Genomic DNA, 17,731 nt, shown 5'->3' with positions numbered 1-17,731 from the left:
GGCTAAACCCGTCCGGAAACATGGTTAATCCTTGGTTACACCAACATTCCTTTCGAATTTGCTAAATTTAGAATTCTTTTATACCAGACATAAAGCGGACACTGGTGCGTGTTCTTGTTTTGATCTTCCGAATCAAACTGAATCCGGGTAAGTTCGGCCATGAGCATCGATTTTCCCGCACTCGGCATTACGATCCTGACCATTGGCGGCATGCAGGTTTCGGCAGGCGCAATCATCATTTGTTTGCTGCTGCTTTCCATTGCGCTGCCGCTGTTCGTATCAATGCGGTTTTCAAGGCGCAACGACGATGCCCGCGGCGAAGTGAGCACGCTGTTGCGCACGCAGGCAGAGTTGCATGGGCGTATCTCGGCACTGACGGAAACACTTTCCAACAAGCAGTCTGAAATGAGCCAGCACCTTAATCAGCGGCTCGACGGCATGTCGCAACGACTTGGTGCCACGCTGACCGAACAGACAAAATCGACACACGACAATCTCAGCAAGCTTCAGGAACGGCTTGCAGTGATCGATGCCGCGCAAAGCAATATCCAGACCCTGGCGCGTGACGTTGTTGGCCTCCAAGCCATTCTGTCCAACAAGCAGACGCGGGGTGCTTTTGGACAGGCGCGCATGGAAACGATCATTGCCGACGCCATGCCTTCCAATGCCTATGCGTTGCAACCGACACTGTCGAATGGTTCCCGCCCCGACTGTACGGTGCGAATGCCGAACAACGCCCCCCCGCTGGTCATCGATGCCAAGTTTCCGCTGGAAGCCTGGAATTCCATGCGCGAGGAAACTTCCCCTGAAGTGCGCAAGCTTGCGGCCCAGCAATTCCGGCGTGACATGGAAGTGCATATCCGCGATATCGCGGAAAAATACCTGCTGGCAGGTGAAACACAGGATACGGCGTTCCTGTTCGTGCCATCGGAATCGATTTTTGCCGATATTCACCAGCATTTCGAAGCCATTGTGCAAAAAGCACACCGCATGCGGGTTGTTATCGTTTCACCATCGCTGCTGATGCTGTCGGTACAGGTTATCCAGTCCGTGCTGAAAGACCAGCGCATGCGCGAGCAGGCACATCTCATTCAAGGCGAGGTCGCGCTTTTGATGGATGATCTGAACCGGCTGGACGATCGGACCCGCAAACTGCAAGGGCATTTTCTGGCCGCACAGAAGGATGTGGACCTGATCATGACCTCCGCAGACAAGTTGACCAAGCGCGGCAACAAGATCGAAGCTCTGGATTTTGGCGGCGATACACCGGAGCAGCCTCAAGCGCCTTCTCCACAATCATTGGAGAGCCGAATAGGCAGCCTCAAGTTCCGGGTGGTTGACGACGAGTGACCCTGTCGGCAAAGTCGCCGCCATTGAACATCAAATGGACATATCATGATTACTGTATTCGGCTCCATCAACATGGACCTCGTTGCCACGGCACAACGCCTGCCCAAACCGGGTGAAACCGTAACCGGGCAAACCTTTGCAACGGCAGCAGGCGGCAAGGGTGCCAATCAGGCGCTGGCAGCCAGACGGGCCGGAGCAAATGTCCGCATGGCCGGCGCTGCAGGCGATGACACCTTTGCAGGCTCTGCACTGGAACTTCTCAATGAAGCCGGTGTTGACCTTGCCACCGTCAAGACCTCGCCAGGCGCGACCGGCACAGCTGTCATTCTGGTCGGCGAAGGCGGAGAAAACATGATTGCCGTCATTCCTGCGGCAAACGGTACGATCACGCCTGACGATGCGAGCAAGGCGCTCGACGGCATGACGTCCGGCGATATCCTGATGCTGCAATTTGAAATTCCCGTCGAGGCCATTGAAGCTGCCTTGGCTGGCGCCAAACAGAAGGGCGTCACCAGCATCATCAATACGGCACCATTGACGAAAGACGCTGCACGCATTTCTGCATTGGCCGACATCATCATCGCCAATGAAACCGAGTTTGAACTGCTGATTGGCAAGCAGGGCATTTCCGGCGAAGAGCGCCAACAGGCCATGCAGGATATGCATGCTCGTACCGGCCAAACCATCATCATAACGCTGGGTGCTGATGGCGTTGTCGCCATGCGGGATGGCCAGCTGCACAAGGCTGCCGGTCTGAAGATCGAGCCGGTTGATACGGTGGGGGCCGGCGATACATTCTGCGGTTATCTGGCAGCCAGCCTCGACAACGGTCTGGATTTTGCGACGGCGCTGAAGCGTGCAGCCGCAGCCGGATCGCTGGCTTGCACCAAACATGGAGCCCAGCCGTCTATTCCGCTGGCCAGCGAGGTCGATCAGCAGGTCTGAGGACAAATTGCTCGCGCATAGGGTTAAAATGAAAAAGCCGGGTCAAAACCCGGCTTTTTCATTGAATTCAATTTGAACGAGATCACTCAGACGCGAATAAACGTCAGATAGGCGGATGTTCGGCCCTCACGTTTGGCCTTTGCCTCATACCGGGTTCCTGGCCATCCGGCGTAAGGGGTCTTCCAGTCCTCAGCAGACTTTGCGGTCCATTCAAAGCCGCCATGGTCGCGACAATGGGTCAGCGTCCAGTTCACATAGGTGTCGATATCGGATGCGAAACAGAAAGTTCCGGCCGGCTTCAACACACGGTGGAAGCGGCTGAGATTAACTGCAGAGACAAAGCGACGTTTCCAGTGCTTTTTCTTCGGCCATGGATCCGCATAAAGCAGATCAATCTGATCGATCGAGGCCTCTGGCAACCAGTCGAGAAGCTGGGTAGCATCGTCATCATAAAGGCGGATATTTTCAATGCCGCGGTCGCCAACCTGCCGGAGCAGTTTTGCCATCGAGTTTACGAATGGTTCAACGCCGATGAAGCCGGTCGTTGGTTCTTCCTGCGCGCGGTGAACCAGATGCTCACCGCCACCAAAGCCGATTTCCAACCGCAGCCGGCCGACTGCGTTTGGGTACAGCGAAACAAGCGATGCGGGCGGCGCAGCATTGAGGTCTATTTTCAGTTCCGGCAACAATGTTGCGATATCATCGCTTTGCCGGTCACGCAGGGGTTTACCCTTGCGTCTGCCGAAAAATGCTTCGGTTGCGCGTGCGCGCCGCTCGCTATCGTCTGTCATACCTTGCTTTAAGCCTTCAATGCTTCCTTGAGCGGCTTGACCAAATCAAGCTTCTCCCAGGAGAACGAACCGTCACGTCCGGACTTGCGTCCGAAATGTCCATAGGACGCGGTCTTAGCATAAATAGGCTTGTTCAGGTCAAGGTGGCGACGAATACCGGTTGGGGACAGGTCGATAACCTTGCGGATACCCGCCTCAACCTGATCTTCCGTGACCTTGCCGGTGCCATGCAGATCGACATAGACCGAAAGAGGCTGGGCAATGCCGATTGCGTAGGAAAGCTGGATCGTGCACTTGTCGGAGAGGCCGGCTGCAACAACGTTCTTGGCGATGTAGCGCGCCGCATAAGCAGCTGAACGGTCAACCTTGGTGGTGTCCTTGCCGGAGAATGCACCGCCGCCGTGAGGTGCTGCACCACCATAGGTGTCCACGATGATTTTGCGGCCGGTCAGGCCAGCATCGCCATCCGGGCCACCGATAACAAATTTACCGGTCGGGTTGATGTACCACTGGCAATCGTCAGCGATCTTCAACGTACCGAGCGCTTCGCGAATGTAAGGTTCGACGACGGAACGTACCTTCTTGGAGTCCCAGCTTTCATCGAGGTGCTGGGTAGACAGAACGATCGAAGCAACCTCGGCAGGTTTGCCGTCTACGTACCGGACTGTCACCTGGCTCTTGGCATCCGGGCCGAGTTTTGCAGCGTCGCCATCACCCTTTTTACGGGCTGTCGCCAGCAACTGCAGGATCAGGTGCGAATAATAGATTGGAGCCGGCATCAGTTCCGGTGTTTCGCGGCAGGCGTAACCGAACATGATACCCTGGTCGCCAGCACCTTCATCGCCCTGCTTGTCGGCAGCATTGTCCACGCCCTGTGCGATGTCAGCGGACTGCGAGTGCAACAGCACGTCAATCTTGGCGGTCTTCCAGTGAAAGCCATCCTGCTCGTAACCAATGTCTTTGATGGCGCGGCGTGCAGCGGCCTTGAACTTGGCAGGATTGATAACGTCGTTACCGTCTTTATCCTTCTTCATCAGGCTTGGCGGCAGGCGAACTTCACCAGCGATAACCACCCGATTTGTCGTGGCCAGGGTTTCGCATGCGATACGAACGCCCCAAGGGTCGACTTTGCACTTTACAGCTTCACGATAAACGAGATCGACGATTTCATCCGAAATACGATCACACACCTTATCCGGATGACCTTCGGCCACGGACTCGCTGGTGAAAAGGTAGTTGGCACGCATACGGGATTCCCCTCAAAGAAATGGCCTCTGCGTGTGTTAGTCATTTCACGTCAAAAAAACAAGGACACAACGACATAAATATATCTTTATGTCAGCAATTCTGTCGAATTTTGCCGCGAAACTCCACCAAACTGTAGACAGCAAAAAGCCACCGCGATCTTTCAATCACGGCGGCAATCATGAACCAATCACGGTTTGTCGAATGCTTACTCGGCCTCGCCCTCAGCGGAGAGCGCCTTGACCAGATCCACGATACGACGACGAACCTTCGGATCAGAAATCTTCACGAAAGCGCGGTTCAGCTGCAGACCTTCTGAGGAGGACAGAAAATCAACAACGTAGTTCGAGCTGGACGCTTCTGCGCCAGTCGCCGAACCTGGCTGATCGCCCGGCGCGTCTTCGAAGAAAAAGGAAACAGGTACATTGAGGATACCAGCGATGTTCTGAAGACGGCTGGCGCCAACGCGGTTGGTACCTTTTTCGTACTTCTGAATCTGCTGAAAGGTGATACCGAGACTCTCACCCAACTTTTCCTGGCTCATACCAAGCATTGTTCGGCGCAATCTGATCCGGCTACCAACATGAATGTCGATGGGATTTGGCTTCTTTTTATTCTCGGTCATAGTCAATGTCCTGACATCGATACGTTGCGTAATTGCAAAATGACCAGCCTAACTGGTCACTGCGGGTACTTCGCATTGCCGCAGCATTTTCCGCATCTTAAACACGTCAAAAACATGTCATCCGAAGCATGGAACAAGCTGCCAGCGACATCTTCAACGAAACGGTAGACCCAAAGTTCCCCACCATATACCATCTGCGTTGTAGCTATATGCAATATCACTATGCCTTTTTAGGGAATTTTGGTCAATTCTCCTTAAAAACTAAACCAAAGCGCGAAACTATTGCTATTATAAGCAGTACTCCAAAGATCAACCAAAAGTGATCCTGGCGAACACCCTGACGTACAGATTGAAGATCAGCACTACTCAGGGTAGCGTCAAAAATTCCTTTTTGACCGCCCGCAAGACCTGCGACAATTTGTCCCATTGGGTCAATTACAGCCGAAATACCGTTATTTGCAGCACGAATCATGCTGACGCCGTTTTCGACCGCCCGTAAACGAGCCTGCAAAAAGTGCTGTGACGGCCCTGGTGTCTGGCCAAACCAGCCGTCATTCGTGATGTTGAGAAGCAGGGAAGCGCCCGCCAATCCATTGGCCAATTCATTCGGGAAAATGGCTTCGTAACAGATCAACGGATAGAGGCTTTGGCCACTCGGCAACGTCAGCACACTACGATTTGCTGCCGCAGAGAAACCGCCAGGAAGTTTGACGATATTCTCGATGCCAAATCGGGTGAGGATATTCTCAAACGGCACATATTCGCCGAATGGCACCAGATGCACCTTGTCAACTGCTCCTAGAATCTGGCCCTGACTATCAATCATGTAGATGGAATTATAGTAGCGTGGAGGCATTCCCGGTGCAGCTTCTTCGAACCGCACAGCTCCTGTCAAAAGAATCTGGCCGTCTTCCAGTACATCGGCAATTCTGACCAGTGCATCCGGGTTCTGAGTCAAAATGAACGGTACGGAAGTTTCAGGCCAGATGATAATGTCGGGCCGTTTTTTACCGGCTGCAGCCGGCATTGCCGTCAGGCTAAGATGTTCTTCAAAAATTGCCGCCCTGTCGGTGTTTTCAAGCTTGCGCGATTGGTCGATGGCAGGCTGGACGATACGAACTGTCAGGCCGTCTTCTGTTCGCGCAGGCGCGGTATGAATGCGATATGCACCATACCCCAGATGCGCGGCGACAAGCAGGACGGCTATAGCAATTCCTGGCACCGCTCCGCGTCGTGTACCCAACAATGCGGGTGCGGAAAACACGAAGACCGCCAACATGCTGACCCCGAAAAGGCCGATGGCATGCGACGACTGCATCATGATCGGAATGGGCATGGCACCGTAACCGATGGCGTTCCAGGGAAAACCGGTGGCAACAAAACTTCTCAACCATTCGGCAAGGCCGAAGGCGGCCGCCAGTGCAGCGATACGCCCAAAACCTTCTGACCAGAAGATATGGGCAAGGCCCGTCGCAAGGCCATAAAACAGCGCAAGAACGGCTGGCAGGCCGAGGATCGCCAAAGGTAGAGCCCAGGCGAATTCATCCGCTTCGAGTAGAAGCGCATTACCAAGCCACCACAGGCCAGCGACAAAATAACCAAAACCGAACAGCCAGCCGATCCGCACCGATGACCACCAGCGGCTGGTACCACCACCGCTGGCAGAACCGACGGAACCGTCCATCAGCCAAACAAGCAGCGTGAAGGAGATAAACAGGGCTGCAAAAAAGCCGACAGGTGGAAGCGCCAGAGCGCCGAAAGCGCCGGCTGCGATGGCCAGAACAGCTCGGCTAAAGCCCCCCATGAGCATGACCCTACCTGCAAGCCGCTCCATGTGGTCTCCATTCCGTTGACTAGAATAAGCAGGATGCCCCGACCGAAATCCTGCGAGCCTTCGATGTTGCATTTTATCCGTCACATCGGAATGGGTGTGATCGAATCAAATACGCTGTGTCTTGCCAGATAAACCAATTGGCGTCAGAGGCACAAATATATCCGGTAGACACCAATATTGAATTTCTAAAATGGTCTGTTGCCCTGCGGACATAATATGGTTTCGGCGCAGTATAGGCAGCATTTCTGGCAGTCACACTGCAAAACCGACACGGTTTACATGGGGCGACAAAACAGGCGACGACCGTGCAATCAGTTGACGTCGCCTGTCCAAAATTTATGGCGTTTCCGCTTGTCCGGAAGCCTGACGCGAAAGGGAGGATGCAGCGATCAGCGCAGCGATTGGCTTATCGCCGTCATTGTCTTCTCCGCTTGCATCGTGCCGCGTGATGCGAACACGTTTTACGCGACGACTGTCGGCATCGAGAATTTCAAACTCGAAGCCAGCAACGGCATGAACGGTTTCACCGGCAACCGGGATACGACCGAGCAGGAAGAAGATTAGGCCGCCAAGCGTATCCACTTCTTCCAGATGTTCTGCCACGTCGAAGTCGGGACCGATTGCCTGTTGCAACTCAGAAAGTTCCGCACGGGCATCCGCCACAACAGCACCATCCGCAAGACGGGTGAACATGGCCTCTTCATTGTCATGTTCGTCGTCGATATCACCGACAACCATTTCGACGATGTCTTCGTGGCTGACAAGACCGTCGGCGCCACCATATTCGTCGATGACAAGAGCAAGCTGCGTGCGCTGCTGCTGCATGCTCTGCAACAGATTGGCCGCCAGCATGGAGGACGGCACGAACAGGATTTTGCGGACAAGGCCTGCTTCCTGCACCGTCTTTGTGAGATCAACACGGGCGAGATCAAAATCAGCGCGTGGCGTCTTTGGCGCCTTCACACCCTCAGCCTGTGCTGGCCGCGTACCGACCCGACGTTTGTTGCGCGCCTGCTTGCCGATATAGGCGAGCAAATCGCGAATGTGGATCATGCCGCGGGCATCATCGAGGGTTTCAAGGTAGACCGGCATACGCGAACGCCCAGTTTCCTCAAAAAGGATCATGGCTTCCCCGATTGTCATGGTCTGGTCGATGGCATCAATATCCGTTCGCGGGATCATGATGTCTTCGACGCGCACTTCGCGAAAACGTAAGATATTGTTGAGCATTGCCCGTTCTTCGGGCGCAAAGGCTGTGGCGACATCCGCATCGGTCATCAGCGCATCAGCCAGGTCCTCACGCAGGCGTTCACCTTGCAGCGGCCTCAAAAGGCGTGAGAGGCGGGACCAGAGTGTCCCTTTGGTTTTCTGTATCGAGTCCTGTCGTAACGGACTACTGCCCTCTTCCGATGAGGACTGCTCTCCCGTTTCCTTGCCCTGCTCAGAGGGTCTTGTCGAATGTTCGTTCATGGCTCCAGACTATAATTATGACAGCGGATCCTGTCCCGCATAGGGATCAGATAGTCCAAGCGAAGCCAAAATGCGAGTCTCAAGCAACTCCATTTCTTCCGCTTCCTCGGTTTCCATATGATCATACCCGAACAGATGCAGAAATCCATGCACCATAAGATGTGTCAGATGATCATCAAAAGTCTTTTCCAAATCAACAGCTTCGCGCTCTACCGTTTCTCGCGCAATGACGATATCGCCAAGCATTGGACCCGGCATACCGCCCGGTTCAAGCGGAAAAGCCGGGAAGGAAAGGACATTGGTTGCCTTGTCCTTATCCCGCCATTCGGCGTTGATTTCGCGGATTTCGGCGTCGTTGGTAAAGACGAGAGAAATCTCCGGAGCCATTTTCGGGAAGGGCTGTTTCTCTTCCTTTGCAAGAAACTGGGCGGCAGCGCCCAGCACCTTTTCACAAAGCGCGAGTAAAACGTCTTCTGAGGGCCAGGCATCGTCTTCGACGCTGATCTGGATATCCAGTTCTGTCATTTCAGTATTTCGCTTTTTCGTGTCCAGATTTTATCTGTCCGTGTTCAGACTTTCATCCGGAACCGCTGTCTGCGCCTCGTATGCACGCACAATACGGGCAACCATCGGATGACGCACAACGTCCACATCCTTGAAGCGGACCACGGAAACACCTTCCACGCCGTTCAAAATCTGCAGCGCCTCAACAAGGCCAGACTTCACCCCGCGTGGCAAGTCGACCTGGCTCGGGTCACCGGTCACAATCATGCGGCCGTTTTCACCAAGGCGCGTCAGGAACATCTTCATCTGCATTGATGTGGTGTTTTGCGCCTCGTCGAGAATGACGGCAGCGTTGGCAAGCGTACGGCCACGCATGAAGGCGAGCGGAGCGATTTCGATCACGCCGGCCTGGATGGCACGTTCCACCTTGTCACCCGGCATCATGTCGTAAAGCGCGTCATAGAGCGGGCGTAGGTAGGGATCGACTTTTTCCTTCATGTCGCCAGGAAGAAAGCCAAGACGTTCACCCGCTTCAACGGCCGGGCGCGACAGAATGATGCGGTCCACCGCACCACGCTCAAGCAGCTGTGCCGCATGGGCAACCGCCAGATAGGTCTTACCGGTACCGGCTGGACCAACGCCGAAAACCAGTTCGGACTGCTCCAGCGCCCGCATGTAGACATCCTGCGTCGGCGTGCGGGCAGAAATAGTCTTTTTTCGAGTGGAAATCTGCGCCATGGAAAGCTTAACCTTGCCCTCCATCGTCGGCAGTGTCAGTTGGTCGTCAGCAGCTAGGACCATTCGGATTACGCCTTCAACGTCAGAAAGTTCAACAGAGCGGCCTTTCAGCAGGCTCTCATACAGTAGATCAAGCACACGGCGGGCCTGATTGGTGGCCACAACATCGCCGGTAATGGCAACCGAATTGCCTCGCGGCCTCGCGTCGATATTGAGGCGCTGTTCCAGCAATTTCAGATTCTGATCGTACTGCCCAAACAGCTCCCCAGCGATCCTGTTATTCTCGAACGTGAGGACGAAGTGATTGGCGTCGATCGCGGCTGAACGTGGCTGGCGCGATGAAGGTGATACCAATTCGTGTGCGTTCAAGCGGTCAGGCTCCCGTCCCAGTAAGCTCCGGCTCCATCTTAACGCTCTGCCACCTCGGCAAACAAGCTGTTTGGACCCGTCGCGGTGATTCGTACATTTACAATGTCACCGATTTGCGATGGTTTTGCATCAAGATTCACAGACTGAAGCCATGGAGAACGGCCAATAAGCTGTCCCGGCATGCGTCCCGGCTTCTCCAGCAGGATATCCATGGTCTTGCCAACGAGCGACGCGGCAAATTCATTCTGCTGTTTCAGAAGCAAATTCTGAAGTCTTTCAAGGCGTTCCGACTTTACGTCTTCCGCAACCTGATCCGTCAAATCCGCTCCCGGCGTTCCCGGACGTGTGGAATATTTAAACGAAAAAGCCTGTGCATATCTAACGGTTTCGACAATCTTCAACGTGTCTTCGAAGTCCGCATCCGTCTCGCCGGGGAAACCAACGATAAAATCACCGGACATGGCGATGTCGGGACGTGCGCCACGAATGCGCTCGATCAGCCGTACATACTCCGCGCCGGTGTGGCGACGGTTCATGGCTTTGAGAATGCGGTCCGAGCCGGACTGTACCGGCAAGTGAAGGTAAGGCATGAGGATGCGCAGATTGCTGTGCGCATCGATAAGACAGTCATCCATGTCGCGCGGATGGCTGGTCGTGTAACGAAGACGCGCCAAACCAGGGATTTCCGCCAGACGGTAAAGAAGCTGTGCCAAGCCCCACTCTTCACCCTTGGGGCCGGTTCCCTTCCACGCATTGACGTTCTGGCCAAGCAGCGTCAACTCGCGAACACCACCGTCAACCAGCTTCATGGCCTCGTCAACGATCTGCGAAACCGGGCGCGATACTTCAGAACCACGGGTGTAAGGCACCACGCAGAAAGTACAGAATTTGTCGCAACCTTCCTGAACGGTCAGGAACGCGGTGACACCACGCGTGCGGATCTTCGCCTTATCGGCGACAGGCAGATGTTCAAATTTATCTTCAACCGCGTAATCGGTCTCGATCACACGCTCGCCATCGCGCACTCTTTTCAGGGCGGCCGGCAGGCGATGATAGGTCTGCGGGCCAATCACCACGTCAACGGCAGGTGCACGACGCAAAATTTCTTCGCCTTCAGCCTGTGCGACACAGCCGGCGACGCCAATCATGAATTCGCGGCCCTCTTCCTGACGCGACTTCTTCATGTCACGCAGGCGGCCAAGCGCGGAGTAGACCTTTTCAGCGGCCTTCTCGCGGATATGACAGGTATTGAGCAAAACGAGATCAGCCTCAGCCATGTCCTCTGTGGGCACATAACCGTCCTTCGCAAGAGCATCGCTCATGCGAACGGAATCATAGGCATTCATCTGACAGCCGTAAGTCTTGATGAAAACCTTGCGGCTGTTGCTACCGTCACTGAGCGATTGATCTGTTTCGGCGATTGCTGTCGTTTGCTGTGTCATGGCGGTTACCTAGTCATTTTCAGGACCATATTAAACAGAAAAATATGCCGCAGGCTATTTTCGTCTTTAAAGCGCCTGCTAAGCGCAGCCGCGTCGACAGACTAATGCCAATTGATAATTGCTAAATTTTTGCGATTTTCCGTCTGTAATTCTTGTGATTTTTACTGCTTATATAAGCTTGAAAGCTATGTTGAAGTATTGATCTCAAACACTACAGTTTTACATGAGTGAAATTCACCACGATATTGTCAGTCAAATCTATGCTGCAGGGCTTCTTCCAGAACTTTGGCCTTCTGTTATCGACGGCCTGTCAGATCAGGTCAAAGGACGTGGCGGTTCGCTGTTTATTCTGACCGACGGACAATTGACCTGGGATGCACCCGAGGCGACTAAAACCATCATGGAAGAGTATATTGCCGGCGGGTGGGCGGACCGGAACGTGCGTCTTCAGCGTCTCCTCGAAAAGAGCTACCCTGCATTTGTCGTGGACAAAGACTTTTTCGAAGAAGACGAAATACAGAGCCTGGCGATTTTTCGTGACTTTCTGTTGCCAAGAGACATCGCATTTACTGCCGCGACAGTCATAAAAGGCTCTGGCGACGACATCGCCGTGTTTTCGGTCGATCGGCGGTTTGCAGAGGGTCGTTTCGCAGGTCCAGAGCTTGATTTACTCAACACTATTCGTCCCCACCTCGGACGAGCCGTGGCCCTCGCTGGCCGATTGAAAATGAAACAAACGATGACCGCAATGGCCACGCTGCAATTGCTTGGCATTCCGGCTGCAGTTCTGTCCCGTAATTCAAAGGTCATCGCCACCAATGCCGCGTTTGATGGGCTGGCAGGCCAGATGTTCCTTCCGGCAGCCTTCGGCCGTTTGGCCCTTTACGACAAACGCGCGGATGGCCTTTTACGGCAGGCGCTTGAAGGAACTATTGTGCAGCAGCGTTCGGTTCGTTCGATTGCCGTTCGTGCGGCAAACAGTCTCCCGACTGGAATTTTGCATGTTATTCCGGCGTGCATGCAGGCGCAGGATATCATCGGGGCTGGCGGAACATTGCTTATTCTGGCTCGTCCCATCGGGGACATCACCCTGAATGCGGAGTGGTTGAAAGGTCTTTATGATCTGTCACCCACTGAAGCACGAATTGCAGCCCAGCTTTCCGAAGGAAAAAGCTTGGAGAAAATCGCTTCGCAGACAGGGACCGCCAAGGAGACAGTGCGCACACACGTCAAACACCTGCTGCAAAAGACCGGTTTTGCGCGCCAGATCGATTTTGTACGCGCCGCTGGCAGCCTTGCGGCCATTCAACCGCAACTGTCGAACACAAACGCAGTGCTTTCCGAAGTGTAGCGACTACCGCCAATAACCACGAAGGCTTTGCTGCAACATGCGGCGGATCGCAGCTGTAACACTGACCGCCAGATGTTTACGGTTGTCACCGCGCTTGAAAGCGACGCTATCGCCAAACGTGACGTCAACTTCGAGCGCGCCTGATCTCAAGACGCCCACCAGATGCGGCAAAAGGGTTAGAGATCCAGGCCATGCAACGAGCGGACGGTGGTAACGTCCCATAGCCATTCCATGAACACCGGTATAGGCTATTGCCACCGGCTGCACATAGACAATGCCACCCGGCACTTGCTCCACGGCGGTGGATGCGGCGCCAAACAGCGATGACTTTACCTCAAGAAGTCGGTTGCCGTCCGATGTCGTTCCCTCTGGAAACAATACAACAACCTCGCCGCCCGCCATCCTTTCGGCGATCTCGTTCACCTGCGTGCCCGTGCTGCGTTTCTGCTCACGGGTGACAAAAATGCTTTTCTGTAAACGTGCCAACATGCCGAAAACCGGCCAGTCTCGCACCTCAGTCTTGGCGATAAAAACCACATCGGTAATACTGCCAAGGATCATGATGTCCTTCCAGGAGGCATGATTAACCGCCAGCATCAACGGGCGGTTTTTATCCGGTGTTCCATGGACGGTGATTTTCAGGCCAAGGGTGTGGCAGGCAACACGATGCCAGAATCGCGGTAGCCAGCGTCGTATCTTCAGATCAAATGCTAGGCCCAAAAGCTGAAATGGCAGCATAAGTAGGGTCAACAACGTCAGAGCGAAAACGAGATAGATAATCCGCAGCCACAGCATCATGACGTGACTACTCGCACCGTTCAGTAATCTTCAGGTTTTAGCGGAACACCATAAAGCTCAAGACGGTGGTCCACCAGTTTGAACCCGTGCTCGCGAGCAATCTTTTCCTGCAGTGCCTCGATTTCTGCAGAGCGGAATTCAATCACAACGCCGTTCTTGAGATCGATCAGATGATCGTGATGTTCTTCTGGTACGGTTTCGTAACGAGAGCGACCATCACGAAAATCATGACGTTCGATGATCCCGGCATCTTCGAAAAGCTTTACAGTACGATAAACGGTCGAGATGGAAATGCGTGGATCAACCTCAGACGATCGTCGATACAGCTCTTCCACATCAGGATGATCTTCCGATTCTTGTAACACGCGGGCAATGACCCGACGCTGATCGGTCATGCGCATGCCACGTTCGGCGCATAGCTCTTCGAGCGTTTTGTTCAGATCTGTCACGTTGTAAGGCCTTCATATCAACGCCCCGCCCTCACGAAGAAGGCGGGATATAGAAAATGGTCATAAACGCAACTAGCGAAGATCGCGCCGCATGACAAGCGCCGTCGACTGTGTACCGTCGGGGGCTGTATAATAGGCCTTGCGTTCCGCGACCTGCTGGAAGCCCAGCTTGCGGTAAAGCCCAAGACCTGCGGCATTGCTGGTATCAACTTCGAGGAACATAGAATCGGCGCCACGGCCTGCGGCCTCACGCACCGCCGCCTGCATCAGACGCCAGCCAAGACCCGCACGGCCCAATTTTTCCTGCACTGCTATCGTCAGAATTTCTGCTTCGCCACCTGCCTCGCGGGCCAGCACAAAACCGGACAGTGGTTTGCTGAAAAACGCGTTGGTCTGGCGTGCTACGAAGCCATAGCAATTGGATTGCACGAGAAGATTGCCAAACTCGTCTTCACTCCACGGCCGCGAGAACCGCAGCTTGTGCAGTTCGGCTATGGCATGGCTATCGTCTTGTACCAAAGGTACAATTTCGAACTGTGGCTTTAGTGTCAAATACTGATCGATCATCGCAGGGAATCACCGCATAAATACATATTATGCCCGATTATCAGGCATGGGCACGTCGTTCCAGCGCAAATCCCGTTTGAGGTCTGGCATCAGGGCCACGCAGGTAGAGCGGAGCCGGGCGAGGTCCGCCTTGCGGCTTGGCAGCACCAAGGCGTGCGACGGCGGTAATTTCGAACCGGTCAGGCTCAACGGCATTGGCTTCGCCATTCAGAAGAAATGCACCCGACCCGAAAACCTCACCCCCAAGGCGTGAGAACAGGGAAATCGCATCATCCAGAGGCAGCAGTTCTGCATTCGTGACAGACGAACCATCCGCCGCAAAGGACTGGATATAAACCTCGCCACGACGCGCATCCAACGCGATTGTGACAGGTTTCTGTCCGTGCTGGTCCTGCCAATCCTTGGCCATCACCTCAAGCGTAGTTAGGCCGACAGCCTCAATGCCAAGCGACAAGGCAAAACCACGCGCGGCTGAAACACCGACACGAATGCCCGTGAAGGAACCAGGACCAATAGTGACAGCAATCCGCTGCACGGCTTTCAGGTCAAGATTGGCTGCTTCAAGTGCCTTATCGACAATTCCCATCAACCGCTCGGCGTGGCCTTTGCCGATGGTTTCACACACTCTGCCAAGGACGGCATCGCTGGCGCTGTCATAAACACAGGCGGCGCAGTCGCCTCCCGATGTATCAAGCGCCAGAACGATCATGCCATTTTGCCTTTGTATTAAACGGATTCTACAGCCTGCACTTCAGGAACGAAGTGCTTGAGCAAGTTCTGAACGCCGTGTTTCAATGTTGCGGTCGAGGATGGGCAGCCCGAGCATGCGCCCTTCATGTTCAGGAACACGGTGCCGTCCCGGAAACCACGGAAGGTGATGTCGCCGCCATCCTGCGCCACTGCAGGACGAACGCGGCTGTCCAGCAGTTCCTTGATTGTAGCAACGATGGTTTCATCGCCTTCATCGAAGAACTCGTCTTCTTCGTCAGAAAACTCGGCAGTGCGTGCTTCACCCAGAATCGGACGACCCGACATGAAATGTTCCATGATCGAGCCCAGGATCGCAGGCTTCAGATGGTGCCATTCAGCACCTTCCTTGGTCACGGTGATGAAATCGAAACCGAAATACACGCCGGTTACACTTGGAATTTCAAACAGGGTCTGTGCGAGCGGAGACGCCTGCGCCTGCTCTGCGTTCAGGAATTCTGCCGTGCCGGTTTCCAGCACAACGCGTCCGGGAAGAAACTTCAGCGTAGCCGGATTTGGAGTGGCTTCGGTCTGAATGAACATCACATGTCTCCTTCGGAGCGATCGGCGCCCCTGAATTTAGAATAGTTCAAAAATACGCCGGACGGGCTCATTCTTCAAGCCCGGACATGACAATTACATTCAACAAATGGGCTTTCGGCAAAGAAAGTCAATTTGCGCGCTTAAAGCATGTTGAGCCGCACATGGCCAATAGATCGTGCTTACGCTGTTTGTTTTATCGCACGCGCCTTGCCACTTGGCGGACGCTCAGCAAAGTGCGTCAATTTCCTCGTCGCTCAGCGTATCTGGCAATACGGTAACAGGAATGGGGAATGCAGCACCCCTGCCCGCAATGGACGAGACCAGCGGACCAGGGCCTTCCTTGGTTGAACCGGCAGCCAAGACCAAAATGGCAATATCCCGGTCTTCTTCAATCAAACCATGGATCTGTTCGGCGGCAGCACCTTCACGAATGACCACTTCCGGCTCTATTCCGACGGTCTCACGTACTTTCTGCGCGGTTTTGGCCATGGAGGCCTCTGCCTCTTCCTGTGCCTCTGCCCGCATGATCTGCTCGACACCCAGCCACTGCTGGAAATCGCCATCCGGAATGACGTAAAGCAAAACAAGGCCGCCATTGGAGTTCTTGGCACGGCGGCCCGCATAATGAACGGCCCTTTCGCATTCGGGCGTCCCGTCGATGACCGCCAGAAATTTACGGCGATGACCTTCAAGTCGAGACAGCCGTTTTGAAACCATAGAGCGTGCTCCCTGTTTCTGAAATTCCAGACGATGAAACTCGCCTTTGATACGATTGAGGCGGAGCTTATAGAAATTTGCCAAGCTGACAAGCCGCCCACACATACTGCGGGCGGCAAGTTATCACCTCAGAAAGCCAACGATATCGCGGACTTCATTCATGGTTTTTTCCGCAATCACGCCAGCCCGTTCCGAGCCATCTCTCAGAATGGCGTCGATGTGGTTGGTGTCGTCAAGCAGACGGCGCATTTCAAGATTGATCGGCGCCAGAACATTCACAGCCAGATCAATCAGTGCAGGCTTGAAGGCCGAGAACTGCTGTCCGCCAAATTCCTGCAACACCTCTGCCTTGGATTTATCAGCAAGAGCCGCATAAATACCGACCAGATTTTCTGCCTCAGGGCGGCCTTTCAGCCCCTCGGTTTCGCTCGGCAAGGCATCCGGATCTGTCTTTGCCTTGCGAATTTTCTTCGAAATGGCATCGACATCATCCATCAAGTTGATGCGCGACAGGTCCGACGGGTCGGACTTGGACATCTTCTTTGAACCGTCCTTCAGCGACATGACACGCGGCGCAGGACCACCGATCAGCGGTTCAACCATTGGGAAATAAGCGTGAACCGGCTCTTCGCCAACCACGATATCCAGCCCAAGGCCGGCGCTTTTGATCTGGCCACCAAAATCGATATTGAACTTCTGGGCAATATCACGCGCCAGTTCCAGATGCTGTTTCTGGTCATCGCCAACAGGCACATGGGTTGCGCGATAAACGAGAATGTCAGCCGCCATCAGGCTTGGATATGCCAGAAGGCCAAGCGACACCTGCTCGGCATTTTTGCCGGACTTGTCCTTGAACTGCGTCATGCGCTCCATCCAACCGATGCGCGCCACGCAGTTGAACACCCAAGCCAATTCGGCGTGCTGCGGCACGGCCGACTGGTTAAACACGATGTGTTTCACCGGATCGATACCGGCTGCGATGAATGCAGCAGCGATAGACCGTGTCTGCGCCCGCAGATCTTCATGCACCAGCTGTGCGGTGATGGCATGCAGGTCAACAACGCAGTAGATGCAGTCACTGTCTTCCTGCAGCGCCACGAACTTGCGAATTGCGCCGAGATAATTGCCAAGATGCAGATTACCGGTTGGCTGAACGCCCGAAAAAACCAGTTTCTTGAATTCGCTCATGAGTGTCCTCGAAGGCTTGTGGAGGGCCTTGCTCCTTGGTTAGATTTCGCGGGCGCTT

At 54.3% G+C, this 17,731-nt stretch carries 18 protein-coding genes; 3 read left to right on the top strand and 15 right to left on the bottom strand.

Features of this window, described 5'->3' with window-relative positions; all coding sequences use genetic code 11:
• The first annotated feature begins 159 nt into the window (after nt 1–159).
• Together IB237_RS00470 and IB237_RS00465 are read left to right on the top strand one after the other, a co-directional pair.
• Nucleotides 160–1,350, top strand: coding sequence for a DNA recombination protein RmuC (locus tag IB237_RS00470; RefSeq protein WP_192486665.1), 1,191 nt, complete (start codon nt 160–162; stop codon nt 1,348–1,350).
• 45 nt (nt 1,351–1,395) lie between these two features.
• Complete coding sequence (locus tag IB237_RS00465; RefSeq protein WP_192486664.1) at nt 1,396–2,295, top strand: ribokinase; 900 nt, start codon at nt 1,396–1,398, stop codon at nt 2,293–2,295.
• Between the two features lie 86 nt (nt 2,296–2,381).
• Here IB237_RS00465 and trmB read toward each other — a convergent pair whose 3' ends face one another.
• The 8 genes from trmB to miaB all read right to left on the bottom strand — a co-directional run bounded on the left by trmB (nt 2,382) and on the right by miaB (nt 11,313).
• On the bottom strand, nt 2,382–3,086 hold the full coding sequence (gene trmB / locus IB237_RS00460) for a tRNA (guanosine(46)-N7)-methyltransferase TrmB (protein ID WP_192486663.1): 705 nt from the start codon (nt 3,084–3,086) through the stop codon (nt 2,382–2,384).
• Between the two features lie 8 nt (nt 3,087–3,094).
• The gene (gene metK, locus IB237_RS00455; RefSeq protein WP_192486662.1) at nt 3,095–4,333 is read right to left on the bottom strand and encodes a methionine adenosyltransferase; all 1,239 of its coding nucleotides are present in this window, start codon (nt 4,331–4,333) and stop codon (nt 3,095–3,097) included.
• A gap of 206 nt (nt 4,334–4,539) precedes the next feature.
• Entirely contained in the window at nt 4,540–4,956 is a 417-nt protein-coding gene (locus tag IB237_RS00450) for a helix-turn-helix domain-containing protein (RefSeq protein WP_192486661.1), read from the bottom strand.
• Nucleotides 4,957–5,200: 244 nt separating this feature from the next.
• Complete coding sequence (gene lnt, locus IB237_RS00445) at nt 5,201–6,790, bottom strand: apolipoprotein N-acyltransferase (protein WP_192486660.1); 1,590 nt, start codon at nt 6,788–6,790, stop codon at nt 5,201–5,203.
• A gap of 336 nt (nt 6,791–7,126) precedes the next feature.
• Nucleotides 7,127–8,260: a hemolysin family protein gene (locus IB237_RS00440; RefSeq protein WP_192486659.1), complete on the bottom strand. Its 1,134-nt coding sequence runs from the start codon at nt 8,258–8,260 to the stop codon at nt 7,127–7,129.
• A 15-nt stretch (nt 8,261–8,275) separates the two neighbouring features.
• Entirely contained in the window at nt 8,276–8,785 is a 510-nt protein-coding gene (gene ybeY / locus IB237_RS00435) for an rRNA maturation RNase YbeY (RefSeq protein WP_192486658.1), read from the bottom strand.
• Nucleotides 8,786–8,815: 30 nt separating this feature from the next.
• Nucleotides 8,816–9,871, bottom strand: a complete 1,056-nt coding sequence (locus tag IB237_RS00430; RefSeq protein WP_192486657.1) for a PhoH family protein — start codon at nt 9,869–9,871, stop codon at nt 8,816–8,818.
• 38 nt (nt 9,872–9,909) lie between these two features.
• Nucleotides 9,910–11,313: a tRNA (N6-isopentenyl adenosine(37)-C2)-methylthiotransferase MiaB gene (gene miaB / locus IB237_RS00425; RefSeq protein ID WP_192486656.1), complete on the bottom strand. Its 1,404-nt coding sequence runs from the start codon at nt 11,311–11,313 to the stop codon at nt 9,910–9,912.
• A gap of 223 nt (nt 11,314–11,536) precedes the next feature.
• On the opposite strand from miaB, the gene IB237_RS00420 reads away from it, so the two are divergent.
• Nucleotides 11,537–12,664 carry a helix-turn-helix transcriptional regulator gene (locus tag IB237_RS00420; RefSeq protein WP_192486655.1) on the top strand — a complete coding sequence of 376 codons (1,128 nt, stop codon included), beginning with the start codon at nt 11,537–11,539 and terminating at the stop codon, nt 12,662–12,664.
• 3 nt (nt 12,665–12,667) lie between these two features.
• Here the strand turns inward: IB237_RS00420 and IB237_RS00415 are convergent, their stop codons facing one another.
• The 7 genes from IB237_RS00415 to trpS all read right to left on the bottom strand — a co-directional run bounded on the left by IB237_RS00415 (nt 12,668) and on the right by trpS (nt 17,673).
• A complete protein-coding gene (locus IB237_RS00415) occupies nt 12,668–13,459 on the bottom strand; it encodes a 1-acyl-sn-glycerol-3-phosphate acyltransferase (RefSeq protein WP_192487800.1) in 792 nt (263 codons plus the stop codon).
• 23 nt (nt 13,460–13,482) lie between these two features.
• The gene (locus tag IB237_RS00410; protein ID WP_192486654.1) at nt 13,483–13,911 is read right to left on the bottom strand and encodes a Fur family transcriptional regulator; all 429 of its coding nucleotides are present in this window, start codon (nt 13,909–13,911) and stop codon (nt 13,483–13,485) included.
• 72 nt (nt 13,912–13,983) lie between these two features.
• A complete protein-coding gene (rimI, locus tag IB237_RS00405; protein ID WP_192486653.1) occupies nt 13,984–14,478 on the bottom strand; it encodes a ribosomal protein S18-alanine N-acetyltransferase in 495 nt (164 codons plus the stop codon).
• A 40-nt stretch (nt 14,479–14,518) separates the two neighbouring features.
• Complete coding sequence (gene tsaB, locus IB237_RS00400) at nt 14,519–15,187, bottom strand: tRNA (adenosine(37)-N6)-threonylcarbamoyltransferase complex dimerization subunit type 1 TsaB (protein ID WP_192486652.1); 669 nt, start codon at nt 15,185–15,187, stop codon at nt 14,519–14,521.
• 17 nt (nt 15,188–15,204) lie between these two features.
• A complete protein-coding gene (locus IB237_RS00395; protein ID WP_192486651.1) occupies nt 15,205–15,768 on the bottom strand; it encodes a NifU family protein in 564 nt (187 codons plus the stop codon).
• A 225-nt stretch (nt 15,769–15,993) separates the two neighbouring features.
• Complete coding sequence (locus IB237_RS00390; RefSeq protein WP_192486650.1) at nt 15,994–16,485, bottom strand: universal stress protein; 492 nt, start codon at nt 16,483–16,485, stop codon at nt 15,994–15,996.
• Nucleotides 16,486–16,608: 123 nt separating this feature from the next.
• Complete coding sequence (gene trpS / locus IB237_RS00385; RefSeq protein ID WP_192486649.1) at nt 16,609–17,673, bottom strand: tryptophan--tRNA ligase; 1,065 nt, start codon at nt 17,671–17,673, stop codon at nt 16,609–16,611.
• Between the last annotated feature and the right edge of the window lie 58 nt (nt 17,674–17,731).

This window comes from Agrobacterium sp. AGB01 (genome assembly GCF_014851585.1).
Lineage (GTDB): Bacteria > Pseudomonadota > Alphaproteobacteria > Rhizobiales > Rhizobiaceae > Agrobacterium.
Note: the sequence above shows the minus strand (reverse complement) of the source record. Positions and strands in the feature narration are given on the sequence as shown.

Bases quoted from the DNA above. Each gene is read 5' to 3' on its own strand.
- IB237_RS00470 (WP_192486665.1), top strand. From the start codon at position 160: ATGAGCATCGATTTTCCCGCACTCGGCATTACGATCCTGACCATTGGC.
- IB237_RS00465 (WP_192486664.1), top strand. From the start codon at position 1,396: ATGATTACTGTATTCGGCTCCATCAACATGGACCTCGTTGCCACGGCA.
- trmB (WP_192486663.1), bottom strand. From the start codon at position 3,086: ATGACAGACGATAGCGAGCGGCGCGCACGCGCAACCGAAGCATTTTTC.
- metK (WP_192486662.1), bottom strand. From the start codon at position 4,333: ATGCGTGCCAACTACCTTTTCACCAGCGAGTCCGTGGCCGAAGGTCAT.
- IB237_RS00450 (WP_192486661.1), bottom strand. From the start codon at position 4,956: ATGACCGAGAATAAAAAGAAGCCAAATCCCATCGACATTCATGTTGGT.
- lnt (WP_192486660.1), bottom strand. From the start codon at position 6,790: ATGGAGCGGCTTGCAGGTAGGGTCATGCTCATGGGGGGCTTTAGCCGA.
- IB237_RS00440 (WP_192486659.1), bottom strand. From the start codon at position 8,260: ATGAACGAACATTCGACAAGACCCTCTGAGCAGGGCAAGGAAACGGGA.
- ybeY (WP_192486658.1), bottom strand. From the start codon at position 8,785: ATGACAGAACTGGATATCCAGATCAGCGTCGAAGACGATGCCTGGCCC.
- miaB (WP_192486656.1), bottom strand. From the start codon at position 11,313: ATGACACAGCAAACGACAGCAATCGCCGAAACAGATCAATCGCTCAGT.
- IB237_RS00420 (WP_192486655.1), top strand. From the start codon at position 11,537: ATGAGTGAAATTCACCACGATATTGTCAGTCAAATCTATGCTGCAGGG.
- IB237_RS00415 (WP_192487800.1), bottom strand. From the start codon at position 13,459: ATGCTGTGGCTGCGGATTATCTATCTCGTTTTCGCTCTGACGTTGTTG.
- rimI (WP_192486653.1), bottom strand. From the start codon at position 14,478: ATGATCGATCAGTATTTGACACTAAAGCCACAGTTCGAAATTGTACCT.
- tsaB (WP_192486652.1), bottom strand. From the start codon at position 15,187: ATGATCGTTCTGGCGCTTGATACATCGGGAGGCGACTGCGCCGCCTGT.
- IB237_RS00395 (WP_192486651.1), bottom strand. From the start codon at position 15,768: ATGTTCATTCAGACCGAAGCCACTCCAAATCCGGCTACGCTGAAGTTT.
- IB237_RS00390 (WP_192486650.1), bottom strand. From the start codon at position 16,485: ATGGTTTCAAAACGGCTGTCTCGACTTGAAGGTCATCGCCGTAAATTT.
- trpS (WP_192486649.1), bottom strand. From the start codon at position 17,673: ATGAGCGAATTCAAGAAACTGGTTTTTTCGGGCGTTCAGCCAACCGGT.